The sequence below is a fragment of the Actinomadura sp. NAK00032 genome, from assembly GCF_013364275.1.
In the GTDB taxonomy this organism is placed as follows: Bacteria; Actinomycetota; Actinomycetes; order Streptosporangiales; family Streptosporangiaceae; genus Spirillospora.
The window spans coordinates 4,583,620-4,602,801 of sequence record NZ_CP054932.1; the positions used below are offsets into that span (position 1 = coordinate 4,583,620).

General features: G+C 68.2%; 16 protein-coding genes and 2 pseudogenes. 6 read left to right on the forward strand and 12 right to left on the reverse strand.

Features of this window, described 5'->3' with window-relative positions; genetic code table 11:
- Nucleotides 1–92: 92 nt before the first annotated feature.
- Nucleotides 93–869 (reverse strand): transposase, encoded by a 777-nt coding sequence (locus tag HUT06_RS21275; RefSeq protein ID WP_176197342.1) that lies wholly within the window; start codon nucleotides 867–869, stop codon nucleotides 93–95.
- A 348-nt stretch (nucleotides 870–1,217) separates the two neighbouring features.
- On the opposite strand from HUT06_RS21275, the gene HUT06_RS21280 reads away from it, so the two are divergent.
- Nucleotides 1,218–1,430: a hypothetical protein gene (locus HUT06_RS21280; protein ID WP_176197343.1), complete on the forward strand. Its 213-nt coding sequence runs from the start codon at nucleotides 1,218–1,220 to the stop codon at nucleotides 1,428–1,430.
- Nucleotides 1,431–1,899: 469 nt separating this feature from the next.
- Here the strand turns inward: HUT06_RS21280 and HUT06_RS21285 are convergent, their stop codons facing one another.
- Nucleotides 1,900–3,084: a PIN-like domain-containing protein gene (locus HUT06_RS21285; RefSeq protein ID WP_176197344.1), complete on the reverse strand. Its 1,185-nt coding sequence runs from the start codon at nucleotides 3,082–3,084 to the stop codon at nucleotides 1,900–1,902.
- Between the two features lie 304 nt (nucleotides 3,085–3,388).
- On the opposite strand from HUT06_RS21285, the gene HUT06_RS43905 reads away from it, so the two are divergent.
- A complete protein-coding gene (locus HUT06_RS43905; protein ID WP_217711372.1) occupies nucleotides 3,389–3,538 on the forward strand; it encodes a hypothetical protein in 150 nt (49 codons plus the stop codon).
- 803 nt (nucleotides 3,539–4,341) lie between these two features.
- Here HUT06_RS43905 and HUT06_RS21290 read toward each other — a convergent pair.
- Complete coding sequence (locus HUT06_RS21290) at nucleotides 4,342–4,797, reverse strand: hypothetical protein (protein WP_176197345.1); 456 nt, start codon at nucleotides 4,795–4,797, stop codon at nucleotides 4,342–4,344.
- A gap of 273 nt (nucleotides 4,798–5,070) precedes the next feature.
- On the opposite strand from HUT06_RS21290, the pseudogene HUT06_RS45625 reads away from it, so the two are divergent.
- The 4 genes and pseudogenes from HUT06_RS45625 to HUT06_RS21300 form a co-directional block, all read left to right on the forward strand.
- Nucleotides 5,071–5,253 (forward strand): annotated as a pseudogene (locus tag HUT06_RS45625) (DUF6338 family protein); the annotation flags it as partial.
- A gap of 28 nt (nucleotides 5,254–5,281) precedes the next feature.
- Entirely contained in the window at nucleotides 5,282–5,440 is a 159-nt protein-coding gene (locus HUT06_RS43910) for a hypothetical protein (RefSeq protein ID WP_217711373.1), read from the forward strand.
- Nucleotides 5,441–5,446: 6 nt separating this feature from the next.
- Nucleotides 5,447–5,551 carry a hypothetical protein gene (locus tag HUT06_RS45630; protein ID WP_368406980.1) on the forward strand — a complete coding sequence of 35 codons (105 nt, stop codon included), beginning with the start codon at nucleotides 5,447–5,449 and terminating at the stop codon, nucleotides 5,549–5,551.
- Between the two features lie 308 nt (nucleotides 5,552–5,859).
- Nucleotides 5,860–9,366: a CHAT domain-containing protein gene (locus tag HUT06_RS21300; RefSeq protein WP_217711374.1), complete on the forward strand. Its 3,507-nt coding sequence runs from the start codon at nucleotides 5,860–5,862 to the stop codon at nucleotides 9,364–9,366.
- Between the two features lie 183 nt (nucleotides 9,367–9,549).
- Here HUT06_RS21300 and HUT06_RS21305 read toward each other — a convergent pair whose 3' ends face one another.
- The 9 genes and pseudogenes from HUT06_RS21305 to HUT06_RS21350 form a co-directional block, all read right to left on the reverse strand.
- The gene (locus HUT06_RS21305) at nucleotides 9,550–10,218 is read right to left on the reverse strand and encodes a DUF3375 family protein (RefSeq protein ID WP_302931821.1); all 669 of its coding nucleotides are present in this window, start codon (nucleotides 10,216–10,218) and stop codon (nucleotides 9,550–9,552) included.
- A pseudogene (locus tag HUT06_RS21310) lies at nucleotides 10,215–11,206 on the reverse strand (DUF3375 family protein). Before HUT06_RS21310 ends, HUT06_RS21305 begins: the two are co-directional and overlap by 4 nt.
- Before the next feature lie 212 nt (nucleotides 11,207–11,418).
- Entirely contained in the window at nucleotides 11,419–11,586 is a 168-nt protein-coding gene (locus tag HUT06_RS21320; protein WP_176197350.1) for a hypothetical protein, read from the reverse strand.
- Complete coding sequence (locus HUT06_RS21325) at nucleotides 11,580–13,583, reverse strand: SbcC/MukB-like Walker B domain-containing protein (protein WP_176197351.1); 2,004 nt, start codon at nucleotides 13,581–13,583, stop codon at nucleotides 11,580–11,582. The genes HUT06_RS21320 and HUT06_RS21325 overlap by 7 nt, the downstream gene beginning before the upstream one ends.
- Nucleotides 13,584–14,229: 646 nt before the next feature.
- Nucleotides 14,230–14,979 (reverse strand): hypothetical protein, encoded by a 750-nt coding sequence (locus tag HUT06_RS21330; RefSeq protein ID WP_176197352.1) that lies wholly within the window; start codon nucleotides 14,977–14,979, stop codon nucleotides 14,230–14,232.
- Nucleotides 14,976–15,791: an MFS transporter gene (locus HUT06_RS21335; protein WP_176197353.1), complete on the reverse strand. Its 816-nt coding sequence runs from the start codon at nucleotides 15,789–15,791 to the stop codon at nucleotides 14,976–14,978. Before HUT06_RS21335 ends, HUT06_RS21330 begins: the two co-directional genes overlap by 4 nt.
- A 247-nt stretch (nucleotides 15,792–16,038) precedes the next feature.
- Nucleotides 16,039–16,578 (reverse strand): hypothetical protein, encoded by a 540-nt coding sequence (locus HUT06_RS21340; RefSeq protein WP_176197354.1) that lies wholly within the window; start codon nucleotides 16,576–16,578, stop codon nucleotides 16,039–16,041.
- Nucleotides 16,575–17,729 carry an ImmA/IrrE family metallo-endopeptidase gene (locus HUT06_RS21345; RefSeq protein ID WP_176197355.1) on the reverse strand — a complete coding sequence of 385 codons (1,155 nt, stop codon included), beginning with the start codon at nucleotides 17,727–17,729 and terminating at the stop codon, nucleotides 16,575–16,577. Before HUT06_RS21345 ends, HUT06_RS21340 begins: the two co-directional genes overlap by 4 nt.
- A gap of 525 nt (nucleotides 17,730–18,254) precedes the next feature.
- Nucleotides 18,255–19,181, reverse strand: coding sequence for a formyltetrahydrofolate deformylase (locus tag HUT06_RS21350; RefSeq protein WP_217711791.1), 927 nt, complete (start codon nucleotides 19,179–19,181; stop codon nucleotides 18,255–18,257).
- Between the last annotated feature and the right edge of the window lies 1 nt (nucleotide 19,182).

Below are 19,182 nucleotides of genomic sequence, written 5' to 3' on the forward strand. Positions count from 1 at the left end.
TGACATCGAGATTGCGCCGCTAAAGGCTGTCCCGTAATGGTGGAGGGATGTCGCCGGACGCGCTGCCGGTGACCTACCTCCCCAGGGCCGGGTCAGCCAGCCATCGCAAGGTTGCGAATGAGGGCGATGCCGTGGGTGGCGTGGTGGACGCCGTCGCGTTTGCGGCGGCAGTTGCGCAGGATGTTCCACCATTTCATGTGCGCGAAGGCGTGCTCGACGCGGGCGCGCACCCGTTTGTGGACGGTGTTGAGCTCGTGCTGCCAGGCAGGCAGCTTGCTGCCGTCGCGCGGCCGCCGGTAGGGCATGATTACCTGCCGGTTTCCTTGATAACCGCCGTCGGCCATCATGTGCGCGCCCCGGCATGCCGGCTCGGCGCCCGAATCGCGGTAGGCGGTGCAGTCGTTGTGGTTGCCCGATACCGGGTGCCCGACCACGACCACCAGGCGGGTGTTGGCGTCGATGACGACCTGCATGTTCACCGAGTAGCGGTAGTTCTTGGACGAGGCAGTGATCGTCCGGTCGTGGACGGGCACGAGTGTGCCGTCCACGATCAACACGGTGTCGGGGCTGGGCCGGCGGGTGACCGGGGCGAGTGCGAGCAGCGGTGCCAGGTGGTCGACGATACGGTGCGCGGCGGACTTGGAGACTCCGAACAGCAGCGCGACCTGCCGGAGCGTGAGGTTGGTGCGGTAATACAGCGCGATCAGCAGTACCCGGTCGGCCAACGGCAGACTCCAGCGTCGCCCGGTTCCCGTCTGCTCACCGCCCCGACCTGCGACGATCCGCACCAGACGGCGGAACTGCCGCACCGACAGGCCGGTGAACACCGGCACCCACTCGTCCCGATCGGCTCTGATCACCTGCTCCACACCAAGATCAACGATCTTGGTCGTCCATCGTTACGGGACAGCCTTTAGTGACGAGGGGACGCGCGTGAACAGGCAAAACGCTACAGCCCAGGTGTAAGAGTGCTATGTAGCGCATAACAACATAGTCGAGCGGTATGCAGCAGTCTGGCGGCTTCCAATGCGACTTTTGGGCTTTATGGCGGCATCTGCGCGCGGAGCGAAGGTCCCATGGGCCCAGGCAGGTGGCGGAGTGGCGGCAAGCGGGGTGTCAAGTCCCGGAATGCCATGCAGCATCCAGGCTGGTAGCACCCACCACCTTGAGTGAGTCAGACCACCACTCGTGCCCACGAATGAGAACGGAGGCCCACCATGAGCGTAGGCCGCTCATCTGGCCAGAACCAATCCGAGAACAGCGGCGTCCCCGCCCGGCCGCTGATCTCCCTGCGGGCTCTAGTCCTCATCGCCCTGGCCAGCGGCGCAGCCGTCGCGGCGGTCTTCCACCCGCGCCTCGCCCTCGGCCTGACCGTGGGCGCAGCCGTCCTCACCCTGCTCCACGCGCTCGTGGAACACCCCACCCAGTAGAACCGCCCACCCACCAGACGGCGCGCAGGCCGGACAAGACCCCGGCCTGCGGCCGGGGCTCCCCCTTTTCTCCTCCCGACCCGAGGCCAGAGGGTACGTGGCGCCCGGAACCCCTCAAGGGCGGCTACGGCATCGCTACGCGATGGCCCACGGCCACCTTTGACAAAACCCGTACGCCACTGGCTGAGGTCTGTTGTCGGGTCGAGAGGGGAAAGGAGAAGCGTGAAGGGCCCCACAGGGCCCGGTCCCTGCCGGGTGCACACCCTGCGGGGCCCACAAAGAAAGGCTCGAACAGGGCGCCGAGGAAACCGGCGGCAAGTTCTGGCTCACCAGCGTGAACGTCGGGTCGATGGGCTACGCCCGCAACCGCCTCATCTCCGGGTTCAAGGCGCGGAAGCCCTCGGAGCACTCCGACCGGACCCTCATGATTCTAAAAGACGGAGCAGTTCCTGCCAATCAACGCACGAACCTACTGACCTTCGAATCCTGGCTCCTCCGCTGCTTCGACCCTTTCGTGAGCGAGTCGGTCGGTCGCTATGCGAACGGCCCGCCTGGCTGCGATGACACGCAGCTCGGATTGGCGAATTTCGTCACGCAGGCGGCGTGCGCCAGGGCTCTCTCCGGGCGTGTTGGATAGAGACAGCCTGAGGTCGTTCAGCTCAGCATGCATAGCATGCATCCGTGTTGTGGCACGTTCAAGCTCGGATTCGACGTACCTTCCTCGAAACCGTCTCTCCAACGCCGATATTTCCGACCCGAGTATGGGCACGATTTCCTGCGCCGCCTCGATCGTCTGGGCCTGATCGATCGTCTGAACGCTGACCTGCGCATCGATGTGCTCGTTGGCGAGGCGAAGGAAGCCCTGAACGTTGACCAGATGGAATGGCTGGTGCACTCGCTCCCACACTTCGGCCGAGAGTTCCGGGCGTGGTAGCGACGCCCGTTCGTCCGACTGCGGGACGATCCAGTCCTGCGCGCTCTTCTTCTCGTTCGTGACGAGCAAGACCGGACGAGGGCGCCGCTCCACCTCTTCGAGCAGTTGGGCCCACAGCACGTAGTCGCCGATGGCCTGTTCTGGAGGCTTGTCATCGTCGCCGTAGCCCGGGGGGATGCGCCGTTCGAACCGGTACGCGGCCTCCTGGCGGGCCCTGCGCATGTCCTTCAACGGAGGTCCGATCCGGCCATCCAAGATCGTTTCGATCTCGCGGAGGATCGGGTCATGGTCCTGGCAGTCGGCCGGTTTCAGGTCGAACTGGTAGAACTCGGTGGCCTTCTCCATCGCCTTGATCCGTGCTTGGCGGATGATGGCCGCGAGCTCGCGAGCCTGCTCCTTGCTCAAGCCGCGGCTGGTCCCAAAGTTGCGCAGTGCCTTCTCCACGCCACTGAACGGGCTGTCCAAGACTTTCTTCAGAGACCTGAGTGCGCCGGCGCACTCGTTGATGACTTCGAGCCGTCTCTGCAGGAACTCTTCGGCGACGCGGTGCGGCACCCACAACCGCTCGCCGAGCATGCCGAGGGTGCGGAGGAACTCGGTGCGGCCGTGGGGGTTCAGCCGGTAGGCATCGAAGAGGGCGTTGGTGTCGAACACCACCAGCCCCTCTTTCAGGTGCCTGTGAAGCTGATCATGCGTCGGCTGGAAGTACCAGGGCAGCATGCCCCGCAGGGAGGTCGGCTGTTCCCCGGTAGTTTCCTCTCGTGGAGGAGGCTGTTGACTCACGAGGCGAGGGTAGAGCGCTGTACTACGCCGACGCCTCGCATTTAGCAACACCTCAGCTGTGCCAGACCCGGGCCGCGCTGGTAACCATCGACCGCGCCACCACCTCGGTCGGCTACGGCAACGCGATCGTCGTGGACTGGGGCGCGGCGGCATCCTGGACCACGGTCGAGGCGAACGTCAATCCGCCGGGACCAGCGAGGCAACCGACGGCGGCCGCGACCGGGTCGCCACGCGGATCCGGGTGTGGCTGCACGCCGGCACCGACGTGGTCGCGACCGACCGGATCGAGTGGGACGACCACGCCTGGCAGGTCGACGGCGACCCGGAGCGGCGGCCGGCCCCGACCCGGCACGGAGGCCGTTGCTGCAAGCGGTGTGAAAGACGCTCCTAGTCTCGGCGACCTTGGCCGCCCTGTTCGCGTGCTGCCCCCATGCCGCCGCGTGATGGTTCGTTTCGAAACCGCAGAGTCGACAACGTGCTGACATCGGTCCTGCTGGCGGTGATCGAGCTTCGCGGCCGGTCGGACCGGCCACTCGCACATCCGACCCTCACCCGGGTGCTATGGGCAGCCCGGAACACGGTCCTGGATCTGCAGCCGTGGGCTGCCGCGCGCGGTTGTTGATCCGCTAACGACTAGAGGAACGGCCTGTGGTCGATGCGGGCGAAGTGGCTCCGACATTCCGCCGCCACCCACCTCGGCGAGCAGAAGGTGCCGCTGCAACGCATCGTGATCAAGACCCCGGCACAAGAATCCGCGTACCGCCATGCGCTACACCCGTCCCGTAGGTCATGGTCCATCGCGTCGATGATGGTGGCGTGCAAGGTGTGATCGATCAGGGTGTGGTCGAAGGCGCTCCCGCCGATCTCGTAGGGCCGGCTCCAGTACCGCTGATGACACCACGTCCGGGGTTTTGAGGGTGCGGGGCGGCATGAACGCCCACACCATTTCCGCGGTCAGGGTCATCGGCTGGGTGCGTTACAGGCGGATGAGGCTGTCGCTGTGGTCGGTCTTGGCCAGCACGATCAGGGTGAGCAGTTCCGGCGGGGAAGAACAGAACATCAGGGTGGGCCGTCGAGATGGTCGCACTTGATGCCCAGGACGCCGATGCGTTCGATGCCGTCCTGCATCGGCGCCGACATCACCAGCCCGCGGTCGTCGGCCCCGGCGATGCGAACGGTGGTGGTGCGGTAGCCTCACCCGGGCACGCTGTCGTCGATCGGCAAGCTCTGCTGCCGGGCGGCCACGGAGCCGGGGACCGGAACAAGCAGTTCCCGCCGCAGGTCGGTCAGGTAGATCGTCGCCTGGCGTAAGCCGACCGCGGCGCCGGCCCGGTCGGCCAGCTCAGCCACCTGACCGGGCCCGGTCGTCTCGGCCTGGTGCATCAGCCGGTTCAGCACACGGTGCCCGTCGGTGATGAGGATCAAGCAGTTCCCCAGCCCGCCTTGGAGCATCACCGGCGGAACGCGCCGCTCGGTCTGCCGCCAGTAGACCTGCTGTTCGATGACGGCCCAAAGGCGCGGGCGGCCTTCCAGGAAGGCGGCGAAGTCATGGGCGTCGATCCGAAGTGCCTGGACGTCGCCGTTCGCCGTCACCGTGGTCGACCGGCCTTGGACCGTTAGCACCGCCTGTCCTGCGACCAGTTCCCACACCGGCAGCGGCCCTGTTGACGAGTTCCGAGCTCGAATGCCGCAACACAGCCACCTGGCATCGGGTCTCCGGTGAAGCAGGATCCAGACCCGCCACACTCTCACGCGTGGCAGCACCGGAGCAGACACCAGGCAAACGGCGGTAACCGGCGCGCCCGGCCCCGACCGGCGAGACCCGCCGCCTACTTTGCTCCAGCATCCAGGAACGGGGTGTTCCGCCGACCGCGGAGCCAGTAGCGTGATCGGACGGGGTCCGTGAAGCACTGGGAGTGGTGAATGCAGGCGCTCGCGACCGTCGTGCAGCTCGCTCTGCTCGTCTTTCTGGTGCTGCCTGGGATCACTTACCAGTTTGTCCGGGAACGTTGCCGGGGGGCTGTGCCCGGTGAGCGTGATCTCGGTGAGCGGGTGCTGCGGGCGATCGTCGCGTCAATCGCGCTGGACGCTCTGTACGCCGTGGTGGCGGGGCGCGGGGCCTGCGCTGATCCGCATGGCTCGTGGCACCGGCGGTGGCTGGGACGGCTTCGTAGAGCGGTCGCGGGTGGTCGGTTTCGTCACCGTGGTGCTGACCCTCGTCGGGCGCAAGGCTCGGTTTCTGCGCACGCCCAGCGCCTGGGACCACGCGTTCCGCGACCGCGAACCGTGCTAAGTGCGCGTGCGCCTCAAGGACGGCAACTGGGCGGCCGGCTGGTATGGCAACCGGTCGTACGCCTCCTCGTACCGCGGCTGGCCGAGCTGTACCTCGAATCGGCGCGCGTGAGGGGGCAAACGGATCGTTGGGGGTGCGTACACGGGACGGCGGGCGCTGCGGTTGCGGGTGGAGGACTTCGACGCGCTGAGGCTCGTCGAAGGCGGAGATCCGAACCGGTGGCTGTGCCGGGAGAGGAGCGGTGGTGGCGGACGAACCCGAGCTCTCGCCCGAAGAGGTGGCACTGCTGGAGGAGGCCCGCGGAACGCGGTTACACCCCGAAGCGCAATGTTGCGGAGCCGGACGAGGCGCCTGGTGGACCGGCCGGCACCTCGCAAGGCGACGAGGATTGACCCGTGGGTAGCGGGTCGGCGGACGGCTTGGCCGAGCGGTTCTGGGAGGCGTTGAAGGTCGCCAGGCACAGCGCGGACCAGGCGTCGGTCGAGAAGGCGATCAATCTCGGCCGTGCCCTACTGGCCGAGGAGCCGGCTGAGGAGGACGTGGCCCAGAGTCAAGCAGTGCTGTCCAATCTCGGGGGCTTGCTGCAGACCCGCTACCGCCAGACCGGCGACTTGCAGTTCCTGCGGGAAGCCGTCCGGACAGTCATGGAGGCCTATCTCCTGGCGTCCGAAAGCCCGGGGAATTCGGCCAGCTACGCCAGCAACCTCGGGGTGCTGCTGCACACCGCGTTCCTGCAGAATCGGGACCCCGGGACCCTGGCCGAGGCGCTGGATTGGAGCCGGACGGCCGTCGACCAGGAACCGTCCACGGAGAAGGCGCCCTACCTGGATAACCTCGTCGTCGCACTGCGGACGGCGTTCACCGTGACGAGGGATCTCGACCTCCTGGCGGAAGCCGTCGAGCACGCGCGGGCCGCCGTCCAGTGCTCCTCCGACGATGTGATCAGCGCGAGGAGCCTGCACCATCTCGCCGTCGTCCTGCACGACTGGTCCCGTGACACCGGGGAGACCGGTGTCATGGAGGAAGCCGCTGACGCCGCGCGGCGAGCTGTGGAGCTCACGTCTGCCGGGTCGCTCGACGTGCTCGACCGGTTGCAGAGCCTTGCTTACCTGCTCGACGACCGCTACCAGGCTCACAGGGCGCGGGATGACCTGGCCGAACTGCTCCGGGTCCGGCAGACACTGGTGGCCCACACCCCGGTCACCGATCCGCGGCACTCGCAGAACCTCGTCGAGTTGACCACCACGGAACGAGACTGGGCCGCGCTCACCGGCGAGCGCTCGGAATCAGCCGGCGACCGGGAACGCGCCGACACCGACGCCGAAGCGTGCGGCCGGTACGCCGCCGAGTTCAGGCAGACTCGGAACTCGGCCCTGCTCGAGCGGGCGATCGAGCTCGGGCGCTCGGTGGCGGAGGCGACCCCCGTCGGGCACCCACGCCGCAGCGTCCGGCTGGACCACTTCGCCGCGGCGCTGGCCGCCCGCGGTGAAGAGTTGGGGGACCGCGCCGCGCTGGCGGAGTCCGTCACCATTGAACGGGAGGCGGTCGCGTGCACGTCGGCGGGCCATCCGCTGCGGGCCCAGTTCATGGGTAACCTCGCCGTCAACCTGAACGCGTTGTTCCACGCGACCGGAGACCTGGCCCACGTCATGGAAGCGATCGACGTCGCTCGCCGTGCCGTAGAGGCCACCGCCGGGCAGGGCGGCCACTCGCGTTCGCTCGGCATCCTCGCCGTCGTTCTGCACGACCGGTTCCTGGTGACCGGCGAGCTGGAGGTGCTGTCGGATGCGGTCGACCGGGCGCGAGAGTCCGTCCGCTTCGGCGCGAGCCTGGCCGCCGGCCAGGCCCAGCGGCTTTCCAACCTCGGCGTCATGCTGTCCGACTGGTTCATCAGGACGGGCGAGGCGAGCGTGCTCGACGAGGCGATCGCCGCGCACCGCGCGGCCGCGGATGTGACGCCGGACGACGACCCGGACCGGGCGGTGCGGCTGGCCAACCTCGGCGGTGTGCTGGGGCTGGCGTACGAATGGTTCGGTGATCGGAACGCGTTGCGGGAGGCGATCGCCGCGCGTCGCGCGTCCGTGGCCGCGACTCCGGAGGACAGCCCGGACTGGCCCGGATACGCCGCGAACCTGGCCGCGGCGCTCGGCGACTGGTGCACGAACCCCGTCGCACCCGCCACCGTGCGACGGGAGCCGCCGGATCCGCAAGTCCTCAACGAGGCGGTCGGGCTGGCCCGCAGTGCGGGGCGGGGGACCGAGCAGGATGCCTATTCCCGGGCGGGTCTCCTGACCCGGGTCGCCAACGTCCTAGTGCTCGGCTTCCGGCACCTCGGTGACGCAGACGCGCTGATGGAAGCGCTCAACTGCTACCAGCAGGCCGCGTCTTCCGCGGGATCGCCGGCGGGGAGCCGGGCGGAAGGGGCGGGACGGTGGGGTGATCTGGCCGCCGAAGCCGGGCAGTTCGACGTAGCCGCCGAGGGGTACGCCGCTGCAGTCCGATTGCTGCCTCGGCTCGCCGGACGCCGCCTGGGCCGCGAGGACGCCCAGTACTGGCTCGGCCGGTTCGCAGGGGTCGCCGCCGACGCGGCCGCGTGCGCGCTGATCGGCGGCCACGAGGTGAGCGCGGTGACCCTGCTCGAATCCGGGCGCTGCGTGCTCGCCGCCCAGGCCCTCGATAGCCGCGGCGATCTTGCCGACCTGCACGAGCGGGCACCCGAGCTGGCCGAGCGCTTCCGGACGCTCACCGCGGAGTTCGAAACCGATACCACGAGGGACCGCGTGGCCCTCGCCGACGAACTCGACGCGGTGACCGATCGAATCCGCGCGCTGCCCGGGATGGAGCGCTTCCTGCGGCCTCCACTGCTGACCGATCTCACCGCCCAGGCGCACGAGGGCCCGATCGTGTACGTCAACGTCAGCCGGTACGGGTGTGACGCGCTGATTGTCACGCCGGACGGGGTCCGGTCACGCGCGCTGGACGGTCTGAGTGAAGAGACCGTGAGTCACCACGTGGGCGCTCTGCACACCGCGTTCACGGAGGGGCGGCTGGAGGCCGAGCAGACGATCCACGACACACTCGAGTGGCTGTGGGACACCGTCGCGGGCCCTGTGCTCGGCGAACTGGGGTTGACGGCGGAACCGGCGGCGAACGGTCCGTGGCCGAGGATCTGGTGGGCCCCGGTCGGGTTGCTCAGCCTGCTTCCCCTGCACGCGGCGGGCCATTACCGCGCCGGTGGACCTGTGCTCATCGACCATGTCGTCTCCTCGATTACGCCGACGATTCGCGCTCTAGGCCACGCCCGCGCGGCTCGCCGCGATGACCGGAACGAGCCGCGGCCGCTGGTGGTCGCGATGCCGCACACTCCGGACGCCCCGGACCTGCCCGGCGCACAGGCCGAAGCCGACCACCTGACCGCTCTCATACCCGGTGCTACTGTCCTGGTCGGCGCGGACGCGACTCGTGACGCCGTTCTCGACGCCTTGCCGGCCAGTGGCTGGGCGCATTTCGCCTGCCACGCGTACAGCAACCCGGACAACCCTTCGGACAGCCACCTCGCACTGCACGACCACGACCACGCGCCGTTTCGGGTGCTGGACATTTCCCGGCTGCGCCTGCGGAACGCGGAGTTCGCGCTTCTGTCCGCCTGTGACACGGCCCGCACTACCGCGCGCCTGTCCGATGAGGCGATCCACCCGTTGGCGGCGTTTCAGATAGCCGGGTTCTCCCAGGTGGTCGGCACACTCTGGCGCGTCGACGATGCCGTGGCACCAGCCTTCAGCCAACAGATCTACAGGGAGTTGATCGCGGATCGATCCGGGCCGTTGCGCGCGTCAGCGGCGGTCCATCGCGCGGTCAGACAGCTCAGGACGAGGTTTCCGAACTTGCCGTCGGTGTGGGCCGCATACGTGCACGCGGGCGCTTAATACGCGCACCCCCGTCATATCGAAGGTTCATCCGCAGCAGCCGGCACGGACGGCTGCGTCGGCAGGCTCGCGAGGAGGATCGGCTCTCCTCACTGGGCCGCCTGGCGCTCGTATTAGCGCAGCAAGGGGGGCGGGCCGATGTAGCTGCACTCACCGCCGCACAGCGGCGTGTCGGCGTCGCGGTCAAGCGATCTCGCGCGTGAAGAACTGGCGCGCGGTCATCAGTCCGGACCAGCGCAACAGACCACCCCGGCCATCCGCGCTCTGCTGGAGCGCTTCGGCTCGCGGTGGCCGGATCGTGCTCGTTGTGCAGGTCGTGGCTGGTGCCGTCGGTGTGTCCTGCCCGGTTTCCAGCGCAGCGAACCGGGCCGCTGCGGTCTCGTCGAAGGTCACCCGGGGAACCTCGAAGGTGCGTCGGCTGCCGTCGGGGCGCAGGGTGTCGTAGGGTTCCGCCGGCTGTTGCGGGTCGAGGGCGCCGGCGCGGTTGGCCAGATGCACCAGGCCGAGGATCTCCACCGGGCGCCTCAGGTCGGGGCCCATGGCGGTGAACGCCTGCCCGAGTGAGGCGTCCGGGGCGTTGGTGAGGTGCCGGGTGACGGCGTCGCGGGTCTTGGACAGCAAGGGCCCGCCGTGGGTGCGCAGTTCCTCCAGGCTGGGCGGCGCGGGTGCCTGGGAGGACATGTCTTGCAGCGGCGAGGGCGGGATGTGGGCGGCCGGGTCATGGAACCGCTCGCGCAGGTGGACGATGTCGAGGGTCTCGGGCATCAACTCGACGGGGACCGTGGTGCCGGGCGTACTGCATCCAGGCGGCGAGTTCCCTGGTGACGGCGCGCAGCAGTTCTTCGAGCTCACGCATCCTTGATGCGGTCGTGGTTCTCGATGTGTTCGCGCAGCGTGGTCGACAGCCGGGTCCGCCGGGTGAGGACGTCGTCGATGCCCCGGCGGATCAGCGTGACGGTCCCGCGGAACTCTTGTTGTTCGGCGGGTGTGAGGGCCGCTGCGAAGGGGTGCCCGAGGATGGTCTGCAGGTCGTTCTTGAGGTCTAGGAGAAGGCCGTCGTCGCGCAGCAGTTCCAGTGCTCCTTCGAACGCCCGGCCTTCGGAGGTGGCGGACATGAGCTGGTCGGTCTTGTGGAGGTATTCGTCCAGCACCTCGCCTACCGGCCGGTTCTCTTCACGGAAGTCGTTGATGATCTTCCGGTGCATTCCGGTGACGGCTTCTTCGACGCGTTTGAAGTCGCCGGGGAGTTGGGCGATCAGGTCGATCAGGTTGAAGTACCCGTCCAGCATCCGGTCGTCGGAGGCGGCGGCGATGTCACCGCCGCCGGCGAGCCGGTCGCGCTCCGCGGTGAGTTCGCTGATCTGCGCGTCCAGCCGCCGGATGCGGTCTTCGCGTTCGGCGTTGGCCTCTGCGGCCCATTGCCGAACCGTGTGCAGGATCATTTTCAGGCGGGATTCGCTGATCAGGGCACGGTCACGCATCAGGCTGTCGACGAGCGAGATCGCCTCCAGCGTATGGGAGGTGAGCGCGTACTCCTCCTCGCGGCCCTCGCCCATCGTGCGCACCAGCCACTGCTGGTTCATCCACTGCACGCACAATCCGCGGCCGTTGCCCGGCGGAGTGGGCTCGCCGACCGCTGCAGCTCCGCCAGGAGCGCATCGACCCGGGTGTGGAGCCTGTCGGCGGGGATGCTGTCTCGTTCGCGACTGAACGACGACTTGAACACTGCGATCACGAACGGGGCCCAGGTGCGTTCCAGTAGCCGCAGCGTCGGCTTATCGAACGCGCCGCGCACTCGCGCGAGTTCCCCTTCGATTTCGCTCACCCGGGATCCTTTCATTCGGGACCGGCCCTACCACGTGCGCCGCATCATCAGGTGCACCACAACAGGCGGGGGAGACGCTAGCCGGGCGGGCCGACATTCTTCGCCAATGCAGCCCGAATGGAACGCCAGTTCGAATTTGTCGGATGGTGCGTCGATTTCGGAACCCGGCCCGCGGGATTTTGTGCAGGTCCGGCAGGCGTGGGCGGTTGCTGCTCTATGTTGGTGTTCTACAGGGTGTCGGCGAGGCCGAGGAGCCCTGATCGGGCATGGTCTTCGATGAGGGCGCGGCGTTGCTCGCGGGTCAGCCACCGCGCCTGTGAGCCGGCGGCGGTGCGCTGGACCCACAGGACGTCGTCGACCGCTTCGGCGACGGCGTGCAGGTGACTGATCACCATGACCAGTTTGTCGTCGTTGCTCTCGCTGCGCAGGACGCTGAGTGCGAGGCCAGGGCGGCGGAGTCGAGGGCGCCGAACCCCTCGTCGAGGAACAGCGATCCGAGCCGGGCACCGTTGCGACTGTGGAGCTCCACCAGTGCCAGTGCCAGTGACGCAAGGAAGGTCTCCCCGCCCGACAGGGTCTTGGGGCTGCGGACTGTTTTGCTGTCCATGGTCACGATACGGAACTCGTCGCTGAACCCGTAGCGGCCCGCGGTGAGCCGTTCGAACAGAGTTCCCGCCAGACCGAGCAGTGCCTTGGTGCGCTGCTGGGTGAGGTAGCTGGGGAACGATCCGGGGGCCAGGTGTCGGTGGAGCGCGGTGAGGGTCGCCAGACGGGCCTTGCCCGCGCTGATGGCCGCGTCCAGCGCGCGGGCGGGTTCGATCTGTGCCTCGGCCGTGGCCGCCAGAGCGGCCTGGCGGGTACGGGTGTCGCGGGCGATGCCGATCTCGCGGACGGGCGGTTCCAGGGACCGCGGTTCCTCCAGGGCAAGCCCGTCACCGAAGGCGGCCAGAGGTCCGCCGGCGTCCAGGCTGCGCAGTTGCTGGGCCTGCGTGTGAAGGTCGGCCAGCAGCCCAGATCGCCGGGTTTGCGCGTCGGTGCGGGCGCGGGTCAGCCGGTCGCGTGGTTCCTCGACGGCTTCGGCGGCGGTCTTGCAGCACGCGTGGACTGCCTCGACGGTGACCGGGTCGGGGGGATCGAGTGCCTGCAGGGGCGGGGCGGACAGGACGGTGCGGGCGGCTTGGGCGCTGGTGAGGTCGCTGGTGGCGGTGGCGAGCAGGCCCAGCAGCGGCTCGGTGAGATCGGATTGGCGCTGCCGTTCCAGCCGGAGCCGTTCCTTGCTGACCGCGGTCAGATCGGTGGCGGCGTGATGGCGCTGTTGGGCGGCGGTGTCGATCTCGGCGGTGAGCTCGCCGAAGAGGCGTCGGATGCCGGTGAGATCGTCGGCCCTGATCGCCTGGAGCGGGGTGGGGAGGGCGGACCTGACAGCCGCTGGGAGGGCTTGAGCCCGTTCCTGCAGTGCCGTGGCGGCGTGCGTGTGTGCGGTCTGTTCCGCCTGGTGGGCGGTGACGCGTTGGGTGAGGTCTTGCCGTTGGTTTGAAAGGAGGGTGGTGGCTGCCTCGGCCGCGTTGGCTGCTTGCTGAGCGTCCGACAGTGCCTGGGAGGCGCTGGCGGCGATGGTCTCGCTGTGGGTTGCGGCATCGCTGCACAGCCGCCGGGCGGTGGCGACCTGGTCGGGGGGTTCGGGTGCGTCGACACCGCCGTCCTGCTGGCTCAGCTCCACAGCGCGGTGCAGTGCCCGCAGGAAGGCTTCGGCGTCGAACGGGTGCGGCTGTGCCGCGGCCGGACGCAGGTCGGGCGAGCCCGCCGCTTGTGCCGCCTGGGCGATCGATTCGTTGAGGCGTCGCCGAGCCCGGTCCCGCTCCTGTTCGGCGGCCGTGACCTGCCGCAGGGCCTTCTTTTCGGTCGCAGTCGCGCTCGCGTGGGCGCCCTCGGCTCGGCCGCGTGCCTGGTGTGCCCGGCCGAGGGCCGCTGTGGTGCGGGCGAGCCGGTCGGGGTCTAGAGCGGCCGGTGTCTGGTAGTCCTCGGAGAGTGGGCGGGAGAAGACGCGGCAGCCGTCACCGGGCCTGAGACCGAGGCCTGCGGTGTGCGCGGCTTCTTGGCGGACGACCGCTTGGTGTTTGTCGGTCGCCGTGGTCAACTCGGCGTCGGCGTCAGCCAGCGCCTCGCGCACGCCGGGCAGCGCGTGCTGTGCCGCCTGGTGCTCGGTGACCGCCGCCCGGTGCGCAGCGGAGGCCTTGCGGGCGGTGATGGCTGCGGCCAGAACGGTGAGCGTGGCCTGGTGTTCGCCACCGATGACACCAGCGTCCCTGTGCTGGCACGGGAACACCAGATCGACACCATCATTACCTGGGACCTGCTGGGCCTGGCCGGGCATGTGAAGTACGTCGACCACGACAGGCTCTGGGCATATGTCCAGACCCTCGGCGACTTCGGGAGAGGCAGGCCACCCCGCGTCCACGACCGCGCATCCTTCAATCAGTGGCTGGAACGCTGACCTCCGCAGCGGCAACAACTCTCACCCATCCCGCCCGTAGCCGAGACCGGCCGTCAACTGCGGCCGACCTTCGACAAGGTCACTACGGCCCGCCGCCGATCAGACCTGCGGACCGCAACGTCGTCGAACGCCGCATCAGCAAGTTCAAGCGGCTTCGGGCAGTCGCAACTCGATACGACAGGAGGACCTTCGTACACAACGGAGGCCATCGCGACAGGAGGTGTCCACCTCGTTGTGGCGGCCGGAGGCGACGCCGTTCGGGGCGCCTGAGCCAATCGACCAGTTCTCCCTCCTCGCCTATAAGCCCTAACCGCGCGTATTCCAGCGCGCTGGTCGCCGACAACGACCAGCGCCATCGGCCCGGAGGTGTGTCGGGCTCTCGTCATCGTCCTCCCGGCCGGACTGGAGCAGATGCGGGGCAGGTTCGATGCCCTCCTGCGCAGGGTCGTGATGCGCAGGCCGCTCCGCTCGAGTGCTCCCGCCGAGCAGCACCCCCGACCGGTCCGGCCGGTGGGGATGCAGGTCACCACGGCGTCGAAGCAAATCAACGCCGAGGGCCAGTGGTCACGGGAACTGACGACTGCAACCACGATGCTGCGGTGATGTAGTCGAAGACCGGCAGTCCGGTGACAGCCCGCAGCGGCTGTGCTGCCAGGCATAGGTCGCCGCATTCCAGAAGAATGGCGCCGATGGCGCCGTGAGCGGCCACGGTGCGTGATACCACCTGGCTAGCCTGCTTGATGATAGACGGAACATCGTGCAGGCCATCCGCCTTCAGGACCTGTTCCCGGAAGGGGCCCGGCCCCTCCAGGCCCCGGATGACCAGGCGGTCTTGTTCGTCTTGTTTCAATCCGGAGCCGGCCAGGCAGCGGGCATCGACGGCGGCTGCGTTGGCGGCTAGGACCAAGACCTTTTTCTCGCCGATCACGGCCAGGATGCCAGGTAGCTGAAGGAGGCTGGACGTTAGGACGGGCACAGGCAAAGCCTTTGCGAGATCCGCCTGATAGGGGGTGAAGTAGCCGCATGTGGTCAGGATGCTCTGGGCACCCTGAGCAACCAAGTCCCGGGCGGATTGGAGAACGTCGGGGTAGAGCGTCGGATCTGCGCTCAGCGCCTGGGCGATGAGGTTTTCCCCGGTGAGGGCTCGCCAACGTGTGGGCCAGGGGAACGATTCATTGTGAGCAGCGGTCCCTTGGACAGGATCGATGTGACCGAGAGTGACGACGCCCATCATCGGCTGGCTCTGCGCGGTATGGGTGCGGTGTTGTGCCGGATTGGTGCCGATCGTGGTCATGCGATCTCCCGGATGACGCGGGGATTGGATGTCTGGTCAACGGATCGGTGTTCGCGGGCACGTCCGCGGGCGACCAAAGCCTTCACCGCGAGGACTCCGATGAGGCAGAACAGCGCGATGTAGGCCGCGACGGCCATGCTTCCGAAGCGCACCACCACCCAGGTCGCGATGAAGGGCGCTGGACCGCCGCCGATGATCCCGGCGAGATTGAACCCGAGGGATGAGCCGCTGTACCGCGTTTCGACCGGGAAGTTTTGGGCGATCAGCACTGGTTCCGGTGCGAACATGAGCGCGTAGGGGATCAAGGAAATCAGAATGACGAGGCCGGCCGCGACGGTCGAGCCCGAGTCGATGACCGCGAAGTACAGGAAGCCGAAAACGCTCATCGCCAGAGCGCCCAGCGTGTACATCCGCGCATGGCCCATTCGGTCCGAGTAGTGGCCTGCAGCGATCATCGTGCCGGCCGAGATGAACGCGGCAGCGGAAACCAGTAGCAGGAGGGTGTTACGTCCGTAGGACAACTGGTCCGTGCCGTAAGACAGGATGAACGCGATGAAGATGTAGACCGGGATCATCTCGGCGGACTTCAGGAAGGCCGCCAAGCCAATCTCGACCGGGCTGCTGCGTAGCACCTCGGCCACGGGAGCCTTCTTGATCGAGCCCGATTCGGTGGCCGTCTTGAAATCCTTGGTTTCGGGGACCTGACGCCGGATCCAGATCCCCACTGAGATCAGCACCGCGCTGGCCAGGAAGGGCAGCCGCCATCCCCAGGTCATGAACGCCGTGGAGGGCATGCCCAGACTGGCCGCCAAGAAGGCAAGGTTGGCTGCGCCGATGCCGATCGTGCCGGCGGCTTGGGGAAAGCTGCCTCGGCAGCGCCACGTCCGGATGACGTTGTGGACGCGTGCGCTTTCCCCGTGACCCAACGCGCGTGCTCGCGCCGCCGCGCACCTCTCGGCCGACCCGAACTCCGCCCGCCGGTGGTGGCGCGGGCGTCGGGTTCTGCGTCGGTGGGCTGCCCTGGCCCCTGGCGCGACCGCTCGCACACGGGCAGCCCAGCTAGAGCCGTGAGGGGCAGATGCCGCTGTGGTCTGATGGGACGCTCACCCACCGGCCCCGCCCTTGCATCTCGATGAGGATGTCGAAGGGCTGGGGACACTGAAGCAGGTTCTGCTGATAGGCGCTGCGCAACACCCCGTGCGTGCTCATGGTCCGGATTCCTTGGCTGCGCGCATACTGCGCGGCGTTGGCGTCGTCGGTCAGGACGCGCGCCCCTTTGAGTTCTGGCACATGGGCGACTGCGAAGATGGTCTGGGCCTCGCCGAGATGCTCGGTCGCCTTGCGGCTTGTTCCGCCCAGGGCCCGCCGGATGGTGTCGATCCGGTCGATGTCGCGCAGGTCGTCGAAAATGTAGGGCTCCCCGAGAGCGGCCTGGAGTTGAGGCAGTGAGCCCATGGGGAGCTCGAGTTTGCGGGTCTCCCAGGCGATCGCTTCGGTCCAACGCCCCTGACCGGCCAGTACCCCCATCAGCAGGGGGAGGCGGTGAACGACCCCGAAGTTGGCGATAGAGCATGTGTCGAGCAGGACGATCGGGGTCACGGTGCGAACACTGGCTCTTTCTCGGTCAGGTCCGCGCACGGCAGGGACAGGATGGTGTCCAACGGCACGTTCAGGACGGCGGCCACCGGTTTTGCGCTGATCTTGCCTGCCATGAAAGCCTTCACCACGCGCGTGCTCAGGGACTCGGGGCGGCGGGAGCGGCTATGTTGGACGGTCATCTCGTCGTAGGCGTCCGCCCAGTCGCCGAGCCAGGCGGCTCGCGCCGCTGGCATCTTCAAAAACGGGTCGGCTCGCGCTCGTGCCAGCAGCCCCAGATTCACCAGCCGCCACGCCAAGGCGGAGGGAGAGACCAGGTAGGTCCCGACTGCCTTGGCGAACCCCTTCTCAGTGACGCCGTCGCGGAAGCGGTGGCGGACGCTGTCGGCGGGCATGAGGACCGCCGCCGCGAACGCATTTGCCCGTACCTCGGCCTGCCGGCGCGGTCCCGACCCGGTCTTCATGACATCGCGGTCGATCCGGGCTCCCTCGGTGTCGACCCCGTCCCGGCTGAGGATGTGACCGCACTCGTGCGCCAGGGTGAAGCGCTGCCGGCTCCAGGACTTATTGCTGTTGATCATCACCAGCCGGAAGCCGTCGTGGGCGAAGGCCAGCCCGTCGAGCGTGTCGTCGAAGGGCTCGAAGGCGACGTTGATGCCGAAGACGTGTTCGACGACCTTCGCCGGGTCTGCGCGGAGTTGGTGGAGGCTGCGACCGGCGCGGAGCACGGCGGAGAAGCCGCGCTCGGCCAGGCGCGGGCCCGCCTCGATGGCTGGGTCCGCATCGTTGGGCGGTGGAGGCAGGGGCGGCAGGTGGTGGGGGCCTTCACTCAGACGTCTCAGCGTCAAGTCGGCTTCGGCGTAGATCCAGGCGCGTTCGAGCGCCGCCTGGATCACGGGTTCGACGCCCTGCTCGCAGCGTGCGGCGACCATGGCCTTGGGCTCCGTGCCGCCCAAGAGCCAGTCGATGGTGGTGTTTCCCTGGTCCGCGATCGACGCCAACTCCAGGGAAGTGAAGCGTCGTGTGCCGGCCAGTGACTTGGACAATTTGCTCGGTTCCAGGCCGATCCGCTTGGCGAACTGTGCTGCAGACACCCCGGAAGAGCTGAGCACCTGACGTACTCGTTCGCGGACGATCTCTTCTGCGGTCCCCATGCGAAAAGACTAGGCGAGCGTTGCGAAAATCGCAACACTGTCGGTGGTCGCCCCTGCGGTGCGGGCTTCCAGTTCACCCGCGGCGCGAAGGGCACGGCGCCCGTGCCCGCGCCATGTGCCACAGCGCGTGCCACCGGGCCGTCGCTGCAAGATCGCTGTCTGTCGGAGTGCCTGATCAGAGGCCGGTCGGTTCGGTCCGCACCGCAGCGGGGCTGTGCCTCCACGGTACGCCCCGCGGCTCTCACCGCCAGCAGGCCGGCGACCGCTCTGCGGCGATCGAGCTGGCGTCGACGGCGAGTATGGGTACGTCGGCCCGCCCTGGGTGCCAGGTCGGTCCAGGGCGCGGGGCGGATCACGGCTTCGGGTCACTGGGCTGAGGGCAGCGCCGGCCGTGGTGGGCCCGGGTCGAGTCATCCCACATGCGGTGCCGGCGAGCCGGGCCGGCCAGGGCTGCGGCATCGTGGCGAGAAGGTGTGCCTCAGGAGCCGCCCGAGGGGCCGCACGCTGTCGCCTTGAGCACGCCGATCAGCTTCTCCGCTGCCCCCTCAAGGCCCCGGGGCGGCCCCGCCCGCACGAGCGCAACAGGGGGTACATCATGGAGGAACCGCGAGGGGACCACAGCGAAGTCGACGATCGCGAGTTAGTGCGAAGGCCGGCTCGGGCGTCGGTTCGCAGGACAGCCCCGCCGGCTCCGGCAGCGATGATGGGGCCTTCGTCGAGTTCGGCCGTGACGTAGTGGGCGGTCGCTCCCACCGCCTTGACCCCGTGCTCGTACGCCTGGTGATACGGCTTGGCGCCTTTGAAGCTCGGGAGGAAGGAGTGGTGGATGTTGATCGCCCGGCCGGCGAGCCGGGCGCACAGGTCGGCGGACAGGATCTGCATGTAGCGGGCCAGGACCACCAGTTCGGCGTCGCAGGCGTCCGCGATCTCCACGAGCCGCCCCTCGGCGGACTGCCGGGTGGCAGCGGTGACCGGGATGTGGAAGAACGGAATGCCATACCAGCCGGTGAGTGCCTCGTGATTGGGGTGGTTGGAGACCACGGCGACCACGTCGGCCGGCAGGTCGCCGCTGCGGGCTCGGAAGAGCAGGTCATTGAGGCAGCGGCCATCGCGGGACACCATGATCAGCACGCGGCGGCGGGTGTCGGCCCGGTCCAGGTGCCACCGCATGGCGGACGGTGATGCCACGGTGGCGAAGTCCTGGCGCAGAGCCTGCGCGGTGTTTGCGGCGCCGGTGGAAGCGAAGCGCACCCGCATGAAGAAGTGACCGGCACGGCGGTCGCTAAACTGCTGGTTGTCGGTGATGTCGCAGTCGCGCCCGAGGTGGAAACACGAGACGGTGTGAACGATGCCGGGAGCCTCGGGGCAGTCGAGGGTGAGTACGTACTCGACCGGGGCATGGCGGCTGACCGGTGAACGGTCGGTGGAAACGGCGGAAGAGGGGGAAATCAGT